The following is a 23845-nucleotide window of genomic DNA, read 5'->3' on the forward strand; positions in this document are numbered from 1 at the left end:
AGCTGCCCAAGGCTGGCAAAGACCGCGGAGGGCTAGTTGAAATATGCTACACTTCGAGCCCATTGCTGATCACTTCGACGTACCCTGTGACCCAACTGAACCCCCGCCAACGCGAGGCTGTCCGCTATATTGACGGCCCTTTACTGGTACTGGCCGGCGCCGGTAGCGGTAAAACTAGCGTAATAACTCGCAAAATTGCCTACCTAGTCGAGCAGTGCGACATCAGTGCCAAGCGAATCGCTGCGGTTACCTTCACCAACAAAGCTGCCCGCGAGATGAAAGAGCGGGTCTCAAAGCTGATCGGCGGCAGCACTGCCAAAGGGCTGACAGTTTGCACTTTCCACCAGCTAGGCCTGAAGATAATTCGCAGCGAGCGCAAGCATTTGGGCCTCAAGTCGGGCTTTTCTATTTTTGACGGCGAAGATAGCCGCAACCTGATACGCGACCTGCTAATTCAAGAGCACGGCGCCGAAGGCGACCAAGCTGGCACCATTGCCCAGCGCATCTCCAGTTGGAAAAATGATCGAGTGCTGCCCGAGCAGGCTGTGGCTCGCGCCACCTCACCTGCAGACATACTCTGTGCCCAAGCTTACCTGCGTTATCAGCGCGCGCTGCGCGCCTACAATGCGCTGGATTTTGATGACCTGATTCTGCTGCCTACCATCCTTTTTGAACAGCAGAGTGAGATCTTAGAAAAGTGGCAGAGCCAGTTGCACTACTTACTGGTAGATGAGTACCAGGACACCAACACCAGCCAATATTTACTGGTCAAACAGCTCGTCGGGCTGCGCGGCGGCCTGACTGTGGTTGGCGATGACGATCAGTCGATCTACGCTTGGCGTGGCGCCAGACCAGAAAACCTCGAGTTACTGCAAGAGGACTTTCCGGGCCTAAAAGTCATTAAGCTGGAGCAAAACTACCGCTCCACCTCGCGCATCCTCAAGGCCGCCAACACCCTAATCGCTAATAACAGCCATGTTTTTGAAAAGCAGCTGTGGAGCGAGCTGGGCTACGGTGAGCCACTGCGCATTATACGCTGCAGCGACGAGCGCCACGAAGCCGATCAAGTAGTCGCCGAGATTCAAGATCACCGTCTGCGCAAGCGCAAGGCTTATGGTGACTACGCTATTTTGTATCGCGGCAACCACCAGTCGCGTTTGCTAGAAATTGCCCTGCAGCAAGATCAAGTGCCTTATCACCTGAGCGGTGGTACCTCTTTTTTCTCCCGCAACGAAGTCAAAGACATCATGGCCTACTTGCGTCTGCTGGTGAATGCAGATGACGACAACGCCTTTTTGCGTATTGCCAACGTGCCGCGCCGCAAACTAGGTACCAGCACCTTAGAAGCGCTCGGCGCCTTTGCCAATGAACAGCAATGTAGCCTGAGCGAGGCCTGTGAGCGAGCCGGCGAAGGAGTATTACCCGAAGCCAGCCTGAAGCGCCTCAAGGAGTTCCACTACTGGCTGGGCAGTATGCGCCGTTTAAGTGATAGCGAAGCAGGTGTGGCGGGTATCCGGCAGCTGATCAGAGACATTGACTACGAAGACTGGCTGCTGCAACTGAGTTCCAGCGAAGATGTGGCCGAGCGCCGCATGAGCAATGTCCACTTCCTGATCGACAGCTTGGATAAGCTGACTCGCGATGAAGGCATCGGACTGGATGAGGCAATCAACCGCTTGATCTTACGCGACTTGCTCGAGCAGCAAGACGAAGATGAAGCGGGGCATGATTGCGTCCAATTGATGACACTCCATGCTTCCAAGGGGCTGGAATTCCCCCATGTCTACATTATCGGTATGGAAGAAAACCTTCTGCCGCACCGAGTTAGTATTGAAGAAGACAATATTGCCGAAGAGCGCCGGCTAGCTTACGTGGGCATCACCCGCGCCCAGCAAACCTTGACCATGACCCTAGCAGAAAAACGCCGCCAATTTGGCGACACCATCCCCTGTGAGCCCAGCCGCTTTATCGCCGAACTGCCTGCCGATGATCTAGTATGGCAAGGTGGCAGCGATGAGAAGTCGGTCGAAGCCAATAAGGAACGTGCCGCCGAAACGCTCAGCAGCTTGAAATCACTATTCGCCTGAGGCCCTATTTGTGATCGACGAAAGCTACCAACTTATCCTTGTCAGCGCTTTCCTAGGACTAGTGAGTATCGCTCTGCTAGGCCTCTCACGCCGTTTAGGCGCGCCCTCACTATTACTGTTTTTACTGGTCGGCATGCTGGCCGGGGAAGATGGCTTAGGGGGCTTGCAGTTCAGTGACGTTGAAACTGCTTTTTTAGTCGGCAACATCGCCCTGGCTGTCATTCTTCTCGACGGCGGCCTGCGCACCCATATCAGCAGCTTTAGAGTAGGCCTCAAGCCCGCTCTAACACTGGCCACCTTAGGGGTGATTATCACCAGCGGCACCGTGGGCGCAGCTGCCGCCTGGGTACTCGGCTGGCCGCTACAAGACGGCCTCTTACTGGGCGCTATTATTGGCAGTACCGATGCTGCCGCAGTATTTGCCCTACTCAATGCCGCCGGCTTGCAATTGAAGCAGCGCAGCAGCGCCACACTAGAGATCGAGTCCGGCACCAACGACCCAATGGCGATCTTTCTCACCATCGCCTTAGTGACCCTGCTAACTTCTGGCGATGGCAGCGTCGACCTGCACATTCTCGGCGACTTCTTCCGCCAGATGGGCCTCGGCGCACTCATGGGCATCGGTGGCGGCTGGCTCCTGCAACAGATACTTAACCGCATCATCCTACCCCATGTGCTCTACCCGCTGCTGGTAATGTCCGGTGGACTCACAATATTCAGCCTGACCAACTTGTGGCAGGGCAGCGGTTTTCTCGCTATTTACCTGATTGGTTTAGTGGTGGCCAACCGCCCCATGAACCATATCCATGAAGTGCGCTGGCTGCACGATGGTCTGGCCTGGCTGAGCCAAATCGGCATGTTCCTGTTACTGGGGCTCTTAGTATCGCCCTCCGGCCTGCTCGACCCTAAAGTCGCCATACCTGCTCTGGCGGTATCTCTAACACTGATGTTTTTTGCCCGCCCTCTGGCGGTGTTCATTTGTCTGCTACCTTTCCGCTTCCCAGCTCGCGAGCAATTTTTTATTAGTTGGGTAGGCTTAAAAGGAGCGGTACCGATTATTCTGGCGCTGTTTCCCTACCTCTACGGTATGGAGCACAAAGACACCTATTTTGAAATTACCTTCTTCGTCGTCCTGCTGTCCCTCTGCCTACAGGGCTGGACCATTGCGCCATTGGCGCGCAGCCTGGGCCTAGAGGTACCTCCTAAACCTGAAGACATAGACCATCTCGGCGTCACTCTACCCGGCCAGATAGGACGGGAGCTCTTGGCGTATCGCATCCACGCCGGCAGCCCAGCAGACTCCTACCTGCTACGGCGCCTGCCGATACCCTCTGGAGTAAAACTGCTCGGGGTGATCCGTGGCGACACAGTGCTGCCGCCTGAACCAGATCGGCTATTACAGCCTGATGATTACTTAGTGCTAATGGCGCAGTCGCACCACTCACCAGATCTCGTCGCGCTGTTCATGGCATTGCCCACACCAGCCCACTTGCTCGGCACAGCATTTTTTGGCCAATTCACCTTGCGCCCCGAGGTTCTGCTGGACGATTTATGCAAGGCTTACGGGGTTAGCTTGTCCGATGATCTGCGCCGCCAATCGCTGAGCGAATTGATCAACAAGCACTACCACGGCAAGCCCGTAGTAGGTGACCGAGTCAATGTGGGCGATATCGAGCTAGTGGTAAAACAAATGGCCAAAGGTAAGTTGCTGCAGGTTGGTCTCAAACTCCCTGTAGTAAAGCAGCAGGCGGCGAGCTAAAACTCGCCGCCTAGTACAGTCTACCAATCAAGCTTTTATCCCTGAGCAAGGCTATTGAGCCGCCTTGCCCTTGCCTCGAGGGACTATCCCCAACTTAGCTTTAACTCGCTCTCTGGCACCCTGCACGATGGCGTAAAAGCCCGGGGTGAAAAAGGTCCCAATCAACAGAGCCGCCAACATGCCCCCCAGTACGGTAATACCCAGTGACTGCTGACCAGCAGAACCGGCGCCAGTGGCAAACACCAGCGGCAAGATTCCCAAGATGAAAGAAATTGCGGTCATACAGACGGCTCGAAAACGCAAGCGGCCCGCTTCTCGCGCAGCCTGCAAAATACTTTCACCTAGTTGCTCACGCCGATGTTGGGCAAACTCGACAATCAAGATGGCGTTTTTAGCCGCCATACCCAACAGCAGCACCAAACCTATCTGAGCGTAGAGGTTGAGGGCATGGTTGGTGATCAGCAATGCCGCTATCGCGCCGCCGATAGCCATCGGTACTACCAGTATAATGGCGATAGGAATAGACCAGCTTTCATACTGCGCCACTAGGAAAAGGTAGACAAAAATCAAAGCCATGATGAAGGCCAAGATCGCGGTCTGCCCTGCCTCACGCTGCTGATAAGCCATGCCGGTCCACTCAATTTTATAACCCGATGGCAGTATCTGCTGTGCTAGTGACTCCATCGCGTCCATGGCCTCACCGCTGCTATAGCCGGGAGCTGCATTGCCACGCAGCGATGCCGCGCGGAACATGTTATAGCGCGGCGCCACATCCGGTCCAAGAATCGGGCGAGTAGTCACAAGAGTAGATAGCGGTACCATCTCGTTGCCAAACTCTGACTTCATATAGAAGTGGTCTAAGTCGGAAAGATTGCTGCGGTAAGGCGCCTCGGCCTGCATAATCACGCGGTAGGTCTGGCCAAACTTGTTGAAATCATTGACATAGAGCGAACCCATTTGGGCCTGCAAGGTAGTGAATATTTCACTCAGAGGCACGCCTAAACTCTTGGCTTTAATACGGTCCACATCGATAAAGTACTGCGGCACGTTAGCGCGGTAGGTACTGAACACGCCCTGCAAAGCGGGATGCTGATTGCTATCTACAATAAAGTTATTGAGTACCGCTGCCAACTGCTCCGGTGGCCGAGCCAAGGTATCCTGCAGCATCAACTCAAAGCCACCGACTGCCCCCATGCCAGGCACAGCGGGTGGCGTAATGGCGACGATTTGCGCTTCAGGAACATGTGCAAAGCCAAGCGCGTTAATGCGCTTAGCCACATTGAACACACTGTTCTCTTCATCCTCGCGCTCATCCCAAGGCTTAAGCACCACAAACAAGGTACCGCCGTTACTAGATAGAGCCCCGCTCAATATCGAAAAACCTGTGATGGCTGTGACCGACTGCACCGCTGGATCCTCTTTTAGCAGAGCACCAACCTTATCCATTACTTGCTGAGTCCGGTTCAATGATGAAGCGTCGGGCAACTGCACGTTAACCAGCATCGCCCCTTTATCTTCATTAGGAACAAAAGCGGTTGGGGTGTTAAACACCCCCAAGGCTAAGCAGGCCATCCAAGCGATAAATATCACGAACACGACCGTCAGACGCCGTAAAATCCACTGTACGCCGCGATCGTAATTCGCGGTAAGCCGACCAAAACCTCTTAAGAAGGCCTGGTACCAACGGGCTTCTTTGGGCTGCCCCGGCCTCAGTAAAAGACCACAGAGGGCCGGGCTCAGAGTGAGCGCATTAAGCGATGAAAACAGCACTGCGACACAGATCGTCACAGCAAATTGCTGGTACATGACTCCGGTGATCCCGGGCAGCATCGCCACCGGCACAAATACCGCCAACAACACCAAGGTCGTCGCAATAATTGGACCAGATACTTCCCGCATGGTGATCAAGGCGGCATCTGCGGGTGTTAAATTGGCGTCTGCCCGCAAGTGGCGATCGCAGTTTTCAACCACCAATATCGCATCGTCCACCACAATACCAATCGCTAAAATCAGTCCGAATAAGGTCACCGTATTAATCGACATACCCAGCGCTAGCATCACAGCGAAACTCGCTATCAGCGACACCGGAATCGCCAGCGTGGGAATCAAGGTGGCACGCCAACTACCTAGGAAGATAAATGTCACTAACACTACCAGAGCCACTGCCGCAAACAGCGAGCCGATTACCTGTGTCACCGCCTTAGCCACATAGCGCGTGGGATCGTAGCCAATAGTGTAAGTTAGCCCATCGGGGAAGCTCTGTGACAACTCCTCTACCAGCTCATCGACCGCGCGCCCTGCAGCCAGCGCACTGGCGTCGGCCGTTTGATAGAGCGCCACGCTCACGGCTGGAGAGCCGTCCACCTCACCGGTGAAGTTATAGCCAGACTGCCCCAGCTCTACTCGGGCCACATCGCGCAAGTAAATAGCTGAACCATCAGGGCGGGCGCGAAGAACAACCTGCTCAAACTCCTCTACATCCTCCAAGCGGCCTTTGGTCTGCAAGGTGTATTCCGTCTGCAACTGACCATCAAAAGGTGGGGCTCCTATTTTGCCCGCAGCTACCTGCACGTTCTGCTCGCGCAGGGACCTAGCGATATCGCTCACCGACAAACCCAAATTGGCCATCTTGTCTGGGTCCAGCCACAGCCGCATGGAGTAGTCGGCTTCCCCCAAGATGTTAGCGGCTGAAATACCGTCTAAGCGCGATAGCGCCGCTTGTACGTTGATCTTGACGTAGTTGGAAATAAACTTGTAATCCAGCGACTCATCAGGCGAGTTGAAACTGATGATTTTCAGAATATCAGGCGAACGCTCATCGATATTAATACCGCCGGCGGTGACCTCTTGCGGCAGTGCAGGCTCAGCCAACTTAACTCGGTTCTGTACTCGCACCAGCGCCATATCTGAGTCGGCGCCCACCTCAAAGGTAACGGTGAGTGAATAGCTACCGTCATTAGCGCTCTTAGAAGACATATAAATCATGCCTTCCACGCCATTAACCGCATTTTCTATCGGCGTACCAACCGTCGCCTCAACCACTTCAGCCGAGGCGCCGGGGTAGCGCGCGGATACCACAATATTGGGTGGCGAAACCGCCGGATATTCGGTGATTGGCAGGGCCGAAATAGCCAGCCCACCGGCTAGCGTCATAACAATCGCAATAACCAGCGCAAACTTAGGCCGGTGAATAAAAAAGGCACTGAACATGTCGACCCCTTACGAGTTGTTAGCTGCTTCGTCGGCTTCTATGTCTGAGGCAACTAGGGGCTTAACCTTTACCGGCATGCCCGGACGCACCTGTTGCAGTCCACGCACTATCACTTGATCACCCTCATCCACCCCCTGGTGCACCATCACTTGCTGATCAAAACGCTCGCCGAGCTGCACGTTGCGGCGCTCGACCACGCCGCCGCTATTAACCAACAGCACAAAGCTACCTTGTTGGTCTGCCTGAACTGCCGCCTGTGGCAAGAATAAGCCCTCCAGCAAATTAGTATCTTTCAGAATCACTCGCACATACTGCCCCGGCACCAAAATGGAGTGCGGATTTGGAATCAGCGCTCTCGCCTCCATGGTCCCAGTAGCGGTATCAATGCGGTTGGAAAAGTAATCGATCTTGCCGACCTCGGGATAGGTCAAGCCATTGGTTAGTTCCAGCGTGACCTCAACACTGCGCAGTAACTCGGGGTCGAGCTCAGCCCCTAGGTGCTGCCCCACGGTCGCCACATAGGTCGCTTCACTCACTTGAAACAGGGCCTCGATCGGGTTAATGCTCACTAGATTGGTCAAGTCGCCAGATGTGGGGCCGACAAGATCGCCAGGGCTCACCATACTGCGACCAATACGTCCGGAAATGGGCGCTTTGATCACGGTGTAACTGAGATTTACCTCAGCGCTATGAATTTGGGCCAAGGCGGATTCGATGTGCGCATCGGCATCCAGTTTTTTAGCCGTGAGGTTGTCCATTTCCGACTGGGATATAGCCCCCTTAGGAAGCAGTTCTTTGCCCCGGCGATAATTGCGCTCGGCATTGGACTGAGTGGCTTTTGCCGCTGCATACTCGGCCTTGGCGCGCGCTAAGGCGGCCTTGTACTCTGAATCTTCAAGGGTGTAGAGCACAGAGCCCGCCTGCACCAGCTCCCCTTCGCGAAACGCTCGCTTAGCGAGATAGCCCGTCACCTTGGCACGAATTGTGACATCATCCTGCGCTTCCAGGCGGCCCACGTAGGACGAGCGCGGCTGGTAAGGCTCGCTGACCACTTGATCTACCACCACCTCAACCATCGGTGGTGGGGGCGCTTCCTGACTACAGCTGGCAATGAGCAACAAGACAGCGATTATCGTCAACCTTGGAAAACTCACCCTACTCTCTCCTTCAATTGCTTGCGTCGACTGCAACAAGCATGGGGCATGCTGCAATGCGATACTAGAAACAAAAAAAGCCGCGGTACCTCTCGGCCCCGCGGCTTTAGTTTAATGCCGATTAACTCGGGAGCTAATTACTGGCTACCTTCCACCATGTAATCCACCGCGGCAATCACTTCTTCATCCGAGCAGTTCATGCAGCCGCCCTTAGCCATCATGCTAGTACCAGGCACCCCTTGGAGGCCCGACTGATGCAGCGCATCGCTGCCCTTAGCAATGCGATCGGCCCAAGCCGCTACATCACCGAGCTTTGGCGCGCCACCTGCACCGGTGCTGTGACAAGCCATACAAGCTGCATCAAAAACCTCTTTACCAGAGCGCGGACCAGAGCTCACGGCCACTGCGGCACCGCCACAGCTGCTATCGCCCTGCAAACACACCTCGCCCACAGGGGCGATACGCTCTTCAATAGCAGCGCGCTGACTATCATTAAGCTCGATAGCTGAAGCTGTCATAGCAGCCACCAGAGCAATTGCGGTCATTACTATACGAATCATGATTAGTCGGTCCTTTGGCAAGTAGGCGCGCATTATAGCTACTTATGCTCTGCGGGAAAACTCATCATCTACAAAGCTGTAGCTACTAGTGACAGGCCGCCACTACAGGCTCTATTATGCTAGAGCAGAGATCTATCATTATAAACCTAACAATAAGGTCTGCCATGAAACTTTACACCTACGATCCAGCGCCAAACCCTAGGCGTTTACAGATATTCATCGACTACAAGGGTATCGAGCTCGAGACCCTTCAAGTAGATATGATGGCCAAGGCCCAACTGGAGCCCGAGTTTCGCGCCATAAACCCCGCCTGCACCGTACCTGCACTGGTCCTGGACGACGGCAGCGTGCTCAGTGAGGTGATTGGTGCCTGCGTCTACCTAGAGGAGCTCTTCCCCGATAAGCCACTATTGGGACGCTCAGCATTGGAGCGGGCACAAGTCATTAGCTGGGATCACCAACTCTTTAATACCTGTTTTACGGCTATTGCTGAAATTCTCCGCAACGGTAAGCCTGCTTTTGCTGATCGCGCCCTTCCGGGGCCGCTCAATATTCCCCAAATCCCCGAACTGGTGGAGCGCGGACGACTGCGCCTAGGAGCTGCTTGGGACAGCGTCGATGAAGCCCTAGCGCAATCCCCTTATCTAGCCGGTGACCAGCCCAGCCTAGCGGACATCGACTTACTCGTGGTCACCGAGTTTGCCGGCTGGGTAAAAGAGTCCGTACCGGAAAGGTGTCGTCATATTCATGACTGGCTGCCCCGAGCGCAACAAGCGCTACTTAAAAAATAAACTCTTGGCACCCGCGATGCGATTTACTCGCTGGAATCAGAAAAAGTGCTAACACTGTACAAAGATACTTAATGGTGCGCTCCACCACCGCAATTGTGATGGTGGAGCGCAAGTAGCATTAAGGCTGCTTACTGATTAGTTTTTAAGTAATTCACTGCCAGAGCAGCCAGTGCCTCCACACCCAGCTTGAGTGCATCGTCATTGACCATAAAATGAGGCGAATGGTTTGGTGCCGCTGCTCCCATTGGCACTCCCTCCGGATTCACCCCCAGCATAAACATCAGCCCAGGGATTTCCTTTTGGTAATAGGAAAAGTCTTCCGCCCCCATCGCCGGAGGCATCTCCACCACTGCCTGTTCACTGGCCACTAGCGACTTCAGGACTGGCACTGCCTTAGCCGTTAAAGCCGGGTCGTTGTAAGTCACAGGATAACCACGATTAATCAGCACTTCCGCCGTGGCTCCCGAAGCACTAGCGAGATGCTCAGCGGTATTGCGTAAGCGCTGGTGCAGATCGTCCTGCATGGCTGAATCAAAAGTGCGGATGGTGCCAATCAAAGTGACTTCAGAGGGGATAATGTTATGGCGAATACCGCCATTGATCGCCCCCACCGAAATAACTGCTGGCGCATTAGTAATATCTAACTGTCGCGCAGGAATCAGCTGCAGAGCACTAGCAATTTGCCCCGCAACTACCACCGGATCAACGCCCGTCCAGGGCATAGAGCCATGGGTCTGCTTGCCCTTAACCACGATCTCAAAACTGTCGGAGGCCGCCATTGCACCTTTCGCTCGATAGCCAATCATCCCGGCGGGAAAGGGCGCAACATGCAAACCATAGATGGCTTCAGGCTTGGCACCGCTGGTAAAAACACCTTCCTTTAACATCAACTTAGCACCGCCTTCCTCGCCTTCAGGCGCGCCCTCTTCCGCCGGCTGGAAAATAAACTTCACTGTGCCTGGCAGCTCATCGCGCATCTCTGCTAAGACCTGTGCAACCCCCATCAAAATAGCGGTGTGGGCATCGTGACCACAGGCGTGCATCACCCCCACCTGCTGACCGCGATATTCAGTAGTCACCGTCGAGGCATAAGGCAAGCCCGTAGCCTCAGTGACTGGCAAGGCGTCCATATCTGCACGCAGAGCCACTACTGGGCCAGGCTTAGCGCCTTTGAGTGTTCCTACCACACCGGTGTGGGCGACGCCGGTTTGCACCTCATCAAAACCCAGTGCTCGCAAGTGATCCGCCACGATGGCAGCAGTACGAGTCTCACGATTACCCAGTTCAGGGTGCTGGTGAATATCGTGGCGCCAGCGCAGCACCTGCTCATTGACCGCGAGCGCCGCTTGACGCAGGTCCATCGCCTGAGTGTTCAAGGCAGGCAATAACAATATGCAAACTGCGGCTGCGCGGGCCAAAGCCGCAGCGGCAGTCTTAAAAGATGACAACATAAGCGTCTCCGTGATCGCTGCAATTAAAACTACATGTCCTTGTCCAAGTGTACGCCCCGCTGAGTAATTGTGAAGGCTAGGCTCTGACCTGTAATTGCCTTGCTCATAAAGTCATGCTGCAATAACACAAATGATTAATGCCACTCGGGGCAAGCAAGGTGCAACTGCGCTATAACTGCCCTATGAACCAAACCACCCCTTTTATTATTCGGCTGCTCGCTGTTCTGGCGAGCTGCTTGACGCTGAGTGCCTGTGACAGCCAGGACCCTCGGGCGCCTTTCGACACTTATCTCACCCGCCTAGCCAGGCCACTGGAGCAAGAACGGCCTGCCATAGTCATCCCAAACAGCCCCCGCCTGCCCTCGCGCAGCGAACTGCGCTCCGAGTTGCCATCAACACGCTTGGATACTTTAGACTTTCTGGCACTGAGCGGCTGCAAAGTGCAAATCACCATCGGCAAGCGCAACAGCAGCTTGGGCCGTATGGCTAGTGCCTCACAGCGTTTACTGCTGGAGCTAGAGTACCTAGAGTTGGCCCCGGAATGTATCGAGCACATGCAGGGGGCTGGTAAAACCGAACTAGCGAAGATTCTCCGCGATGCCTATGAACTCAAGCAGAGCCAGCTCGCAACTCGCATCTTTGAGGCCACCCTTGTCGGACCAGAGTTCCGACAGTTTTGGCGCAAACCAGCCCAGTTAAAGGATTATCCTCAGCAAACCAGCAGCCAAGTGATTTCAACCTTAAATGCCATCACTCTCGATGTGCAGCGCTGGCTTGCTGGCGACTACCGGGCTGATAATCAGCACTTCGAGTTGCAGCTAAGCGACATTAACAAAGGCGATGGTGGCAGCCTCTTAGAGGCACTGGCCCTGCAGTCTGGCAGCCTTGAAGCTGCTGACCGCATGCTTAACACAGCGATCGACAATGGCCCACTGTGCAGCAATATGCTGCGCCCCGCTACAGCTGACATTTTGCCACGCGTGGTGCAAAAGCACTTTGTTCAGGGTATTCAGCCTTGGTCCGCAGCACTCGAACAGCGCCGCTTTGAGCTATTCACCGCGCTGCAGCAATTGGAGCAAGCGCTCTCTGCGGCCCTACCCGAGGTCTATCAACAGTGGCAGCGCGAGAGGATGCAACTCAGCGCTTACTGGGCCGCTGCTCCCAAGCGTCACGTCATGGCGCTACAAAGACTCCTCGAGCCCTGTGGCGGCATTGGCCAAAGTGCTGCAAACTGAACCGCTGCAGAGTTTTAAGGTCTGATACACTGGCCGCTCTTAGCAGCGCCTTTATTGGTTTTCAGGAGATACTCAGATGATCAGTGCAATCCAACAGCACTACCGTGTCGCTGTGGCACTTACTACTTGCCTACTACTGGCTGCTTGCGCCGGCGGCCCACTGCGGCCTGATGTGGATTTCAAACAGGATTACAACTTTAGTCAGGTAAAGAAAGTGGGCTTCTACGCCAAGTCTGGCCAGGTCAGCGGCGACAATAAAATGCAGTTAAGTGACATACAAAAAGACCGCATCAACACAGCTCTAACCCAGGCGCTACAGCAAAAAGGCTTTGAGCTAGTAAGCGATGCGAGTGAGGCCGACATGCTCCTGAGCTGGCACTTGGTCACTCAATTTAAAACCGATGTGCAGTCCTATAGCACCCCCGGGATGTACGGCTATAACCGCTATGCCATGTACAACTGTTGGAGCTGCATGGGAGGCCATTTTGGTGGCAGCGAAGTGGTATCAAGCAATTACACTGAAGGCACATTTATCGTCGATATGATCGACCCAGAGCTGCGCAAATCGGTCTGGCGCGGCACTATTCAATCGCGCCTTAAGGATTCGCAGCTTAAAGACCAAGAGAGTTACAATGCCGCCGCGCTGAGTATTTTTGCGGCCTTCCCACCCGGATCTACCGCAATAGATCAATAAACACTTTCCTTTAACCACATTGATTAAGCCCCGCTTAGCAGCGGGGTAAAAGTTAAACTTATGGCCATCTCACTGAAAGAACAATTACTTCAAGCCGGCTTAGCTGATGCCAAAAAAGCCAAGCAATACGACAAGGAGAAGCGCAAGGCCGCTAAGGTTGCCAGACGCAGTGGCGTAGACCTTGAAAACGAGGCTAGCGAGGCAGCCCGCAAAGCCAAAGCCGAGAAAATAGAGCGGGACCGTGAGCTCAATCGGCAGCGCAATGAGCAAGCCGAGCGTAAAGCCATCGAAGCTCAGATCCGCGACCTAGTTGAAAGCCATAAGATCAGTCGTCAAGGCGGCGAGATTAGCTTTCACTTTACTGACAAAACTACGGTCAAAAAGATCTACGTCACCCAGATGCAGCAAAAGCACTTGGCTGTTGGCAAACTCGCCATCATCAAGCAAGCCGATCTCTATGAGTTACTGCCCATTGCAGTGGCAGAGAAAATCGCTCAACGCGACAGCTCGCGCGTGATTATCTGCACCGACAACAACGCCGAGGCGCTCACCGAAGAAGAGCAAGAGTGGTATAAAGATTACGAGATACCTGACGACCTCATGTGGTAGCCAAGCGCGGCCTAAGCCAAAGCGTAAAACAGAACAGTGGTTTAGAAAAAAGTGGCCGGTCTCCCGGCCACTTCTCCTTGTGAAGCTTAGAAATTAACGCGGAACTCCAGTCCGTACATCCGTGGCGGCGCACTGGTGGTTGAGAAGACCCCAGTGGAATCGCCCACGGTCGCGGCACCAAAGAAGTACAATTCATCAGTGAGGTTAGTGGCATACAGCGCGCCCTCAAACCTGCCGTTCGGACCAACCCAGCCCACGCGTGCATTCAACAGACCATAATCATCAAAGGTTGACTGATCTCTGTTCTGTCCCGCGCCGGCATCGAGGCCCATAAAGATCTCATCGACGTAACTGTAGTCCAGCCGCGGAATGAAGGTGCCAAAGCGGGTATCAAGAGTATATTGAACACCTAGGCTCCAAGTGAGCTTAGGCACTTCTGCAAATGGCTCACTGGAGCGATCCACCACCGGCAGCGGGCTTTGGGTAAACAGCGCGCGAGAACTAAACTGGGGCTCCTTAAAGTCCAGGTAGTCGTAATCGTTATAGCTTGCGGTAGCTAAGAGCAATAGCTCATCCGTTGCCAGCCAAGACCACTCCAGCTCGCCGCCAGTAATGCGGGTACTTGAAGCGTTGGTCAATACTACACGAGGCGTATCACCGCTATCGAAGACCACTGAGCGCAACTGCATATCATCGAAATCAGTGCGGAAAATAGCGCCGTTTAGACGCATGCGCGATTCCATAAAGTCGAGCTTAAAGCCCAGCTCGTAGTTAGTGACTATCTCCGGCTCCACTGTAGCCTGCCCATCGACACCCACAGGCTCAAAGGTGCCCGATTTAAAGCCCTCTGCGTAACTGGCATAAACCATGCCCGTATCAATATTCATTGCATCCAGAACTGAGTCCGGCAACTGATAGGCTAAGCTGAGCATTGGGGTCAATTCTTCCCAAGTCTCATCAGCTTTTTTACTGAGCCCCGGCACTAACTCATCTACCGAAATCATGTCATAAACTGGCTGCCCATAAGCATCCAGCGGGAACACGGCACTCATCTTGGAGAAGATGTCGGCCTGCATCACTGCATCCAGATCCGTCACAATCCCAACACCAGCAGCCTCAAGAGGAATCAAACCTGGGGTACCGGCAATCGCCGCAAATGCCCGCTTGCGATAAGCCGCCTCATCCAGCAAGTCTAAGTCCACAGTTTGCTGACGGCGCTCACTGGTCCAACGCAGACCCGCGGTGAACTCGAGGTTGTCTGTCAGATGGTAGCTACCTTGGAAAAACGCCGCATAAGTAGTGTTCTCCAATTCAAAGGTGGCGCGCTCTACTGAAGGGCTATTCATCACCATGATGGTGGTAGGTTCAAAAAGTAATGTCCCGGTAGGCAGGCCTGAACGCAGATCCGTACCGTCGTCGATGTCCTCTTGCATCGCAAAGAGGCCGAAGGTGTAGTCCAGTCGGTCGTTAAATGCTGTGCCAGTTAGCTGCAGCTCTTGGGAGAAATGCTGCCTGTCACTGGGGCTACCGTTAGGGCGGTAGCGGGACGAAAGGGGTAATTCACTGTTGTCGTTATCGGGGTTACCAAAGTTACCCGACTTCTCTTGGTCACCGTAACTGCTGATGCTTTTCAGGCTCATTGAGTCACTCAGCTCCCACTCTAGAGTGAGACCGAGCATCAGGTTGTCGAGTTTATAATTAATCGGGAAATCAGTCGTGGTGCGGTAGTCACCTTCTAGGGCCTCAGAGCGCCTACATGCCTCTTCATAGACCTGGCTCTGGGCAATAAAGCCCTCTCGCACGGGGTTATCGTTATCGTTAAAGGCGTCGACTGGGTATTTTTCACCCGGCAAGATACGGTTGCCAAAAAGGGAGTCCTCACCATTGTAACTGGTCCCCTCGAGCCAACGACAGTTGGTGGTAGGCTGCACCTCATCTGTTTTGCCGTAATAGACTAAGGTATCGACACTCAGAGAGTCACTCGGCAGCCAGCGCAACTGCAGAGCTGCCGACTTACGATCTTCTGAGCCACCGTACTGCCCGGTCACAATATTGTGCTGATAGCCATCGCGCTTCACCGAGCCCAGTGTCACCTTGGACAGCAAGGTATCTTCGATCAATGGCACATTTAGAGATGCTTTAATATCGCGCCGATCAAAGTTACCAAAGCGCGCTTCAGCAAAGCCGCTGAACTCTTCTCCAGGGCCCTGAGTTGTCACCACCACCGCGCCGGCTGTGGTGTTCTTGCCAAACAGGGTACCCTGGGGGCCCCGCAGTACCTGAACACTCTGGACGTCAATTAAATCGAGCAGCTGGCCGTCTTTACGCGGAATGTAGTAGCCATCTACGTACACACCAACCGGGGCGTCCACCCGGGAACCGTCATCGCGCTGACCAATACCACGGATCCAGATTTGAGCTGCACTGGCCTGATCAATCTGCACCCCAGGTATCTGGTAGCCTAGGTCCTTTAAGTTGACGATACCGGCATCACGCAATTGATGACCCGTAAAAGCCGAGATAGAAACCGGTACATCCTGTATCGCCTCCTGCCGCTTACGAGCCGTCACCACCACTTCTTCCAGTACTTGAGCCTGAGCCGTGGAATTGAAAGCCAGCAAAATACCGGCTGTACAGAGTGCGGGAGCGGAAACCACACCAAGGGCTGCCCCACCCCAAACACGCTTGTTGAACTGCGCCATAAAACCAACCTCTTAACTTTATTGTTATAGCGAATGAGTTAGTGGCTTTTAGTCTACGCAGAGCACCTGTTGAAATCGTTACACAAAGCAACAAGAGCCTCTCATGGTTTAGCAATCAATACTACATATACCTTGGGAGCAACCACGTCAAAGCTGCTGTTTAGCTGAGCTTAATGTGGACGGCAACAAAGTGAGTCGGTATTATCGCGCCCCGCGGTGGCTCGACCCCCTTGGCCACCCGCGATTGCGGCATGGCCGCGATATCTTGCACTAACCGCCCGTAGCTCAGCTGGATAGAGCGCTGCCCTCCGGAGGCAGAGGTCGCAGATTCGAATTCTGCCGGGCGGGCCATTTTCCTTTAAAATCAGCATGTTAAAACCGCTGATCTTTCCTGTTATAAGCCCATTCTCAGGCCTCTAAAAAGCAGAGGTCATTTTTCTTGGTCCCTAGGACGGATGTCATGACTTTCGCCCTCCACGGTCTCAAAAAAAGCTGTTTTTACGATTGAGGCCAAGTTGAGACCAGCCTGTTTTTTCTCAAAAAATGCAACACGAAAAATGACTGCTGCCCCAGAGACTGATAAAGACCAACAAACGTCGTGCGCCTAAATTAGCTCACTGTCCTTTTACCGACGGCGCGGCGCGCTAGATGATTGTCTCTCGTTCGGCATGCTCCTAAACCTTATAAGGCTAGTATTCTACTAGCCAATCCATCTAACCGTTCTTTCGTCTTTTCCCAATCGGGCATCACCTGGCTTAACAGCCGATAAAACCGTTCGCTATGATTGTGCTCGGCGATATGACACAGCTCATGCAGGATGACGTAATCAATGCAATCGCGGGGAGCCTTAACCAAGTGTGGGTTTAACGTAATTCGGCCATTAGGCGAACAACTGCCCCATTGGGTCTGCATGGTTAGAATACGAATAGGGGGGCGCCCTTGCACCCACAGTGCTTGCTCTAAAAGCACATCCAACCGCCTGGCAAACACCTCTCTGGCGCGTGTCTTATACCAGTCGATAAGCAGGTTTTTCACTCTAGTCGCATCGCTGGCACGTACCGACACTTCCAGCTTACCGCGAAGCAGTTTTACACCTTGAACTTGATCTGGCTCGACGTGGACTTTCAACAGGTATTGCTTGCCTAAGTAGTAATGGCTTTCACCGCTGATGTACTGACGTAAGGTAACGTGCTCAAGCTGCTGACGAAACTCACGCAGTTGCTCGTAAATCCAACGTCCGCGTTGTTTGACAGCGTACAAAACCGCCACGCTGGTAGCATCCTCTGGGGCTGACACCACCACACGGCAGTCTGGATGCACCTTGATTAACACCTTGCCAGTGGCTTGCGGGCGCAACACACGCTCAAAGGTGATGCGCTCGTCACCGTACCTAAAGCTCATTGGCTGGCTGTCTGGTTTAATCAAAACACTCATAACGTTACACCGCACTCAAACCAACACGGGTAATTTGCACGACCATTTCGACAATTTTCCTAGCTTGGTCCATGCCGCCACCAATGGCTTTGCACTCTTTAAACATTAGCGGTAATAGTTGTTTACGGATTTCGGCCTCAATATTCTGTGGGTTGATAGAGTTTTCAGCCACCGCAACATCAACCACTTGATCCACTTTAAACGCCAACTTGATCCATTTGTCCTGCGTTTGCTGATCAGTTGCTACAAACACTTCCGGCAGCAACTTTTTAAATACACCAAAGTACGCTTGAGCATGACGATTGCCGGAGAAAGCATCAGGAATATCATCCAAGCGGCGCTCTTGCACCTGCTCTTCAAACTCATGAAACAGCAGATATTGTTTCAGCGGATGCTCGAACAGCTTTTCGGCTTCTTCAATGGCCTGGCGTAATAATTTCGAAAACGCTTCTTGCGCATAGGGGTCATCGCGCAACTCCTGTTCAATCATACGTGTAACGCGGGTTTTGATGATATCGGTCTCGTTGCGAGTTTTATCTTCGCTCCAGTCCTCCATCTGCTGCTGACCCATTTTGCCGACTTCATACACACCGTCAGGATCTTTTACTTCCACACCCACTACATGCTTATCCAGTAGCTTTTTTACTTGCTCGGCATATTGGTCATAATCAATTTTTTCGCCCGCATCCTGTTGCACCATTTGCCGTAGACTAGACAGCTGCTTAACGGTTTCTTTGTAATGGAGACGGTCTTGGTCGCTGAAACTCTTATCTTCAAAGAAAGTGGCCGACTGCAGTGCCACTTTTAAGCAGCTGGCGAAGGCGGTCAGGGCTTCGTAGAAGTCTTCACGCACCTTTAAGTTCACATCAACCAGCTCACCATCCCTTTCTTCGATTTTAGGCACCAGCACTTGGCGTAACTGTTCGATATCGTTTTTATTTTTTACATGAGCGAATATCGCCCAGAGCTGCTTGTAGAGTTGCGGCAGGCGTTTGTATTCGGTGCTCATCTGGCTATAAAGGCCAGCAATATCATTGATGTCGTAGCCGCCCTGGGTGCGTGAAGCCAGGTCTTGGTATTTCTGAATAGTGGTATCGAGCTCGCTTAAAATGCCGCGATAATCAATCAGTAAACCGAACTTTTTCTTCGGATGCAGCCGATTTACTCGGGCAATGGCTTGAATAAGGTTGTGTTCTTTCAGGGGCTTATCAATGTATAGAACCGTGTTTTTGGGCTCATCAAACCCCGTCAGTAGCTTGTCCACTACAATCAAAATTTTGAGTGAATCGTCGTTATCAAAACGTTCAATAAGGTTCTTGGTATAAGTCTGTTCATCTTGGCTGCCAACATTGTCTTTCCACCACTGGGTGACTTCAGGGGTAGTGGACTCATCCACGGCGGTATTACCTTCACGGCTGTCCGGCGGGCTCATTACCACGGCAGACTCAAATAAACCGGCTTCATCTAAATACTGTTTGTATTTAATGGCCGAGGCTTTGCTATCACAGGCTAATTGGCCTTTTAAACCCTCATCGATATTTTTGGTGAAATGGTTGGCAATATCTAAAGCAATTAAACGAATACGGTCATCGGCTGCATAGACTTGACCTTTTCTAGCGAACTTACGTTTCAGGTCTGCTTTCTGTTCCTCTGAAAGCCCTTCGGTGATGCGCTCAAACCAGCTATCAATGGCCCGCTCGTTAACATCTAAATCTGGAATGCGTTCTTCATACAGCAGGGGCGTTACCGCTTGGTCTTCCACGGCACGTTGCATAGTGTAGGCATGCACAATGGGGCCAAACTTATTGGTGGTCTTATCGTCTTTTAGCAGTGGCGTGCCGGTAAAAGCCACAAAGGCTGCATTGGGTAGTGCCTGCTTCATACGAATATGGTTTTCACCGCCTTGGCTACGGTGGCCTTCATCAATGAGCACAATAATATCGGCGCTGGTGTTCACGCATTCCGGCAGCTTGGTTGCCGTGTTGAACTTCTGAATAAGCGAGAAAATAATCCGCTCATTCCCTTTGCCAATCTGCTCGGCCAAGCGTGTACCCGAGGCGGCCATGGCCGCTGCCTTATCTTTTCTACCAGCCAGTTCACCGCCAGAGGCAAAGGTATTACTCAGCTGGTTTTCCAAGTCAACTCGGTCGGTAACCACCACAATGCGGCATTGCTTGAGGCTATCGTGCAGAATCATGGCTTTACTTAAAAACACCATGGTGAATGACTTACCAGAACCCGTGGTATGCCAGATCACCCCACCTTCACGGCCGCCCCTAGGGTTCTTGGTGTTAATGCGCTCTATCAAGCGCTTAATACCGAATACTTGCTGATAGCGAGCAACGACCTTGCCGACCCTCTTATCAAACAAAATAAAGTAGCGCGTCATTTCCATTAAGCGGGTCGGGCTTAACAAGCTGATTAAAAGCTGGTCTTGTCCCGTTACAGCAAGCTCACCGCCAGCGATAAGATTTTGATACCAATGTAAGTCTGCAGTTGGCCGGTGGCTAAATAGTTTTGTTACTTGTGTGGCAGACAGTTGCTGGTTTTTAACGGCGTGCATTTGGGCGTCAGTCATATCTTCTTCACGCCAAACGGCCCAGAACTTCGCTGGCGTACCACAGGTGCCATAACGCCCTTCATTGCCGTTGATCGACAGCAGTAGCTGGCTGTAGGCGAATAATCGCGATATCTCGTCGTGGCGTTGATTGCGCAAACACTGTGAAATACCTTCATTGATAGTCGGACCTTTTTGGCTGTTGCCATCGGGGCGTTTAGCTTCAATCACCACCAGCGGTATACCGTTCACAAAACACACAATATCAGGCCGGCGGTTCTCTACGCCGCCAGAGCGGGTTACGGTAAATTCTTCGGTAAAGACAAAGCTGTTATTGCTTAGGTTTTCCCAATCAATCAAGGCAACGGTGGGATTGGCTTTTCTACCATCGACAAACTCAGTCACGGAAATACCGTACAGCAGGTGGTTGTACAGCCGTTCATTGGCGGTTAGCAGACCTTCATTGAGCGCCGGGCTGCACACCTCGGCGATCAGGTTATCGATGGAGTTTTCAGATAGCGGATAGTCTTGGCCAGCAAAGGTAAAGGTACGTTTTTGCAGTTCACTACGCAGCACCTGATGCAACACCACCTCGTCAGTTTTCCCATCACGGGCAGCTAACGCTTGCTCAGGCGAGAGAAACGACCACCCTAAGTTAGTCAATAACGCCAGTGCCGGTAGCTTGGCGCTGTATTCTTCCTGAAATTTTGGGGTGTAGTATGTCATTTGCTCTCTCTTCAAGCCCTAATATCCGAGGTGTAGTTTCAGGCTATGCCTTTTTTCTACTTTGTCGGCGCATATTTTCTACAGACAATGAAAAGTCTGCATTGGTAACGTCTTCCTGCCAGCGAGACCAAAAATCTATTGTCGCACTCAGCGGTTCTTCTGTTGGCGGATCAATTTTAATTCTACTTGGTAGAAGCACAGAGTCGCCCACAATCATGGCTTCACCAACATCCATGATGGGTAATGCTTCTAAGAGACTTTCCAAACTTTCGGGTAGTAATTTGCGCACAGTTGCTTGGTCATCCGCATTCGTTAAGCGCAGTGAAATGATGTTGTTACACTGGCTGAGAATGGTGGTACTTACGTCCGAAGGTCTTTGGCTTACAATCATCAAAGCAACGCCATATTTCCGGCCTTCTTTAGCTATCTTCTCAAATGCTTCAACGGCTCTACGCTCAACAGGGTTGCCTTCTTTTCTTGGTAGATAAAGGTGCGCTTCATCACAGACAAAGGCAATTGGTCTGCGGCTATCGGGATCAGTCCAGAATTGAACTTGGTAGATAATGCGAGCAACCAGCCCAATGATTACCGGCAATATGTCAGCTGGAACCTCTGAGAAATCAATTACTTTAATACTTTGCTTTTGATTGCCAAAGCCCATCAGCTTTTCAGCAATCATGCTCAATGAATCATATTGGTTGTATTTTTCTGGACTATTAAAAAGAAAGCCATAACGCCTATCGTTTAAACGGCTGGCCATACGAACTAACAGTCTAGAGAACTCACCGTTAAATGGACCGTTTTTAAGGCCTCTTGAACCTTGAACCTTTTCTTCATTTAAATATTTAAGCTTTCCAATGACCTCGTCCAGAGAGTATGGAATTGGACTGTCGAGTGTAAAAGACTGCAACAGATCGGTGCGCTCACTGGCTTGTAGGAAAGCTTTCTTTTGCTCTGTAATTGCATCTTGCACGACCACCACTTGGTTATGCGCACTGAACTCACTTCGGTCAACGAATAACGACTGAATCTCTTCCGAGTTGAGCAGCCAATAGGGCAGATAGAGTATGGGTTCATTATCTACATCAGCCTCATCTGGCCCCGGTATTCTCAGTTGTTTTGCATAGGAAAGCTCTTTGTATTCGCCGTGTAAATCAAATACTACGAGGTTTGAAGATGGTAGTTGCGAGCTTCTTTCCAAAATTGAAGCAACTGTCCATGATTTACCAGAACCCGTACTACCTAGTAAAGCAGCATGTCGTTGAAATAACTTATTTCCATCAACATAAGCGCGAGCATTCTCATTGAGCTTATAAGAGCCAAGTTCCAGTGAGTGCTTTCCATCGCCACATTCAGAAATCACATGCATGAATTCTTCCAAGTGGGCGTCTTTAAGCACATAACAGGTTGATTCGATTTCAGGAACGTGATCTAGAGACCTTGAAAACTTATATTTTTGATCAATTGCATCCCATCGAGCTGCACCCATTAAGGTGATTTTGACTGTGTTGACTACACTATCTTCAAAAACATCAATCTCGTCAGTGTCATCTTCTTGCACTTCCAGCGCGATGGGCTGAGCGACCACAGCCTTGATGACTTTATCAATCATGCCAATGAGCCAACATTCAGTCGCACCGCTGAGTTGCACGGTTACAAGCTGTCCAACTCTAGCCTTACGCAGGTCTTTATCACTATTTACCAGAACGGTTACTTTTCTAGTGTCAACTTCACGAATGTTACCGAGCGTGTAGCTGTCATCATTGAAAGTGAAAAGAGCCATGTTACCCTCCTAAAAACTCGTTGGTGAAGGCGTCAAAACGCCATAATTCCTTGTCATCTATCTGCAGCCAGCTCTTAAATTTTGAGTTGTAGATTCTGCTTTTATCTGACTCTGTCTGTTTGCAGATAATCCACATATTTGGGCAGTTTTTTAACCATTCCTCAATTCTTGGATTCGAATCCCGAGTAATTACCAACGCCCGACATTGGTCTTGTTCAAGCTTTTGCCTAAAGGTGTTGTTAACGAGCTGAGAATCATTAAAGCCGAATCCTAAAAATAAAAAACTAGTATGATTGACGACGGCCTTATCATATTCAGCCAGCTGCGCTCTATCTTTGTGCAGCCGTTGATATTTGGCCGTACCGGGAGTGATCATGGCTCGCGTAACGCCTTCAGGTTTGTTGAGAATCCAGTTGTCACATTCAATAAGTTGAGCTTCCCACTCAAATGTATTTAACGAACCATGCGGCTTGTGTAGGCGAACATGCTTACATTCGACGACTCTTGGTGGCTGCCTCGGTCTACCAAAACCTTTCTGAATAGTTTGAACTGACTTTTGTGCTTCACTCCAGTCATAGTACCGAAGGAATCCACCGTGAAACCCAGTAATGTAGGGAATCTTGTACCGAACTAAGGCGTATTCAGCTAGTAAATCGTAATTTGGCGTAGCGACATGAAGTTGTTTATCGGCCTGCGGTAAAGCTGCAACCAGCTTTTTCAGTAGCGAGCCAGCGGGCCATTCGCATGAGCCAGACATGATTGAATGAGCGTAAGCGTTATCGTGGTACGCAACAAAGCTGGCAGTAAGTTCGACTATTCGATTGGTCAAAACCTCATCTTTGATGAAGTCCATTGCGGATTCAAAATCATGACTACCGGCATTAAGAGCAGAGACAACTTGTTGCCATTGCTGTGCTTGTGCTTCGGTCATACCAAGGGCTAGTTCAGCTCGAAGGTGGCGCTCAAGAGCTGGCATCCCAAAATTCAGATCAAGTGCACATGATGTTCCTGTACCAAACAGTACAAACGGCTTGTCTGTAAAAAACTCAGCAATAGCTTGATATGCAACGTCCTTTGTTAGCTCCACGTGCA

At 51.9% G+C, this 23845-nt stretch carries 15 protein-coding genes and 1 tRNA gene; 7 read left to right on the forward strand and 9 right to left on the reverse strand.

The features are described from left to right. Positions 1 to 86: 86 nt before the first annotated feature. Both rep and H2508_RS09325 read left to right on the forward strand, forming a co-directional pair. Positions 87 to 2087, forward strand: coding sequence for a DNA helicase Rep (gene rep / locus H2508_RS09320; RefSeq protein ID WP_182172290.1), 2001 nt, complete (start codon positions 87 to 89; stop codon positions 2085 to 2087). Positions 2088 to 2097: 10 nt separating this feature from the next. Continuing rightward, on the forward strand, positions 2098 to 3846 hold the full coding sequence (locus H2508_RS09325) for a potassium/proton antiporter (RefSeq protein WP_220463679.1): 1749 nt from the start codon (positions 2098 to 2100) through the stop codon (positions 3844 to 3846). A 51-nt stretch (positions 3847 to 3897) separates the two neighbouring features. Here H2508_RS09325 and H2508_RS09330 read toward each other — a convergent pair whose 3' ends face one another. The 3 genes from H2508_RS09330 to H2508_RS09340 all read right to left on the reverse strand — a co-directional run bounded on the left by H2508_RS09330 (position 3898) and on the right by H2508_RS09340 (position 8771). Further along, a complete protein-coding gene (locus H2508_RS09330; RefSeq protein WP_182172293.1) occupies positions 3898 to 7056 on the reverse strand; it encodes an efflux RND transporter permease subunit in 3159 nt (1052 codons plus the stop codon). 9 nt (positions 7057 to 7065) lie between these two features. After that, positions 7066 to 8211 (reverse strand): efflux RND transporter periplasmic adaptor subunit, encoded by a 1146-nt coding sequence (locus H2508_RS09335; RefSeq protein WP_182172296.1) that lies wholly within the window; start codon positions 8209 to 8211, stop codon positions 7066 to 7068. Between the two features lie 137 nt (positions 8212 to 8348). Further along, entirely contained in the window at positions 8349 to 8771 is a 423-nt protein-coding gene (locus H2508_RS09340; RefSeq protein ID WP_235965159.1) for a c-type cytochrome, read from the reverse strand. A 164-nt stretch (positions 8772 to 8935) separates the two neighbouring features. On the opposite strand from H2508_RS09340, the gene H2508_RS09345 reads away from it, so the two are divergent. Further along, positions 8936 to 9562 (forward strand): glutathione S-transferase family protein, encoded by a 627-nt coding sequence (locus H2508_RS09345; RefSeq protein ID WP_182172301.1) that lies wholly within the window; start codon positions 8936 to 8938, stop codon positions 9560 to 9562. 128 nt (positions 9563 to 9690) lie between these two features. On the opposite strand, the gene H2508_RS09350 is transcribed toward H2508_RS09345, so the two are convergent. Next, a complete protein-coding gene (locus tag H2508_RS09350; protein ID WP_182172304.1) occupies positions 9691 to 11013 on the reverse strand; it encodes an amidohydrolase in 1323 nt (440 codons plus the stop codon). Positions 11014 to 11195: 182 nt separating this feature from the next. Between H2508_RS09350 and H2508_RS09355 the strand changes: the two genes are divergently transcribed. From H2508_RS09355 to H2508_RS09365, 3 genes are all read left to right on the forward strand, one after another. Further along, a complete protein-coding gene (locus tag H2508_RS09355) occupies positions 11196 to 12248 on the forward strand; it encodes a DUF3080 family protein (RefSeq protein ID WP_182172307.1) in 1053 nt (350 codons plus the stop codon). Between the two features lie 76 nt (positions 12249 to 12324). Continuing rightward, positions 12325 to 12942 (forward strand): DUF4136 domain-containing protein, encoded by a 618-nt coding sequence (locus H2508_RS09360; protein WP_182172310.1) that lies wholly within the window; start codon positions 12325 to 12327, stop codon positions 12940 to 12942. Positions 12943 to 13002: 60 nt separating this feature from the next. Then, positions 13003 to 13551, forward strand: coding sequence for a DUF2058 domain-containing protein (locus H2508_RS09365; protein WP_182172313.1), 549 nt, complete (start codon positions 13003 to 13005; stop codon positions 13549 to 13551). A gap of 86 nt (positions 13552 to 13637) precedes the next feature. On the opposite strand, the gene H2508_RS09370 is transcribed toward H2508_RS09365, so the two are convergent. Next, positions 13638 to 16253, reverse strand: a complete 2616-nt coding sequence (locus tag H2508_RS09370; protein WP_182172316.1) for a TonB-dependent receptor — start codon at positions 16251 to 16253, stop codon at positions 13638 to 13640. Positions 16254 to 16527: 274 nt separating this feature from the next. Here H2508_RS09370 and H2508_RS09375 point away from each other — a divergent pair. Further along, positions 16528 to 16604 (forward strand) — tRNA-Arg (locus H2508_RS09375). A gap of 330 nt (positions 16605 to 16934) precedes the next feature. Here H2508_RS09375 and H2508_RS09380 read toward each other — a convergent pair. From H2508_RS09380 to H2508_RS09395, 4 genes are read right to left on the reverse strand one after another with little or no spacing between them, the layout of a single operon-like run. Continuing rightward, positions 16935 to 17687, reverse strand: coding sequence for a M48 family metallopeptidase (locus tag H2508_RS09380; RefSeq protein WP_182172319.1), 753 nt, complete (start codon positions 17685 to 17687; stop codon positions 16935 to 16937). A gap of 4 nt (positions 17688 to 17691) precedes the next feature. Continuing rightward, complete coding sequence (locus H2508_RS09385; protein ID WP_182172322.1) at positions 17692 to 20970, reverse strand: type I restriction endonuclease subunit R; 3279 nt, start codon at positions 20968 to 20970, stop codon at positions 17692 to 17694. Positions 20971 to 21013: 43 nt separating this feature from the next. Next, positions 21014 to 22753: an ATP-binding protein gene (locus H2508_RS09390; protein WP_182172325.1), complete on the reverse strand. Its 1740-nt coding sequence runs from the start codon at positions 22751 to 22753 to the stop codon at positions 21014 to 21016. Between the two features lies 1 nt (position 22754). Then, positions 22755 to 23840: an SIR2 family protein gene (locus tag H2508_RS09395; protein WP_182172328.1), complete on the reverse strand. Its 1086-nt coding sequence runs from the start codon at positions 23838 to 23840 to the stop codon at positions 22755 to 22757. Positions 23841 to 23845: the final 5 nt, after the last annotated feature.

It is taken from the genome of Sediminihaliea albiluteola (assembly GCF_014077625.1).
Lineage (GTDB): Bacteria > Pseudomonadota > Gammaproteobacteria > Pseudomonadales > Halieaceae > Sediminihaliea > Sediminihaliea albiluteola.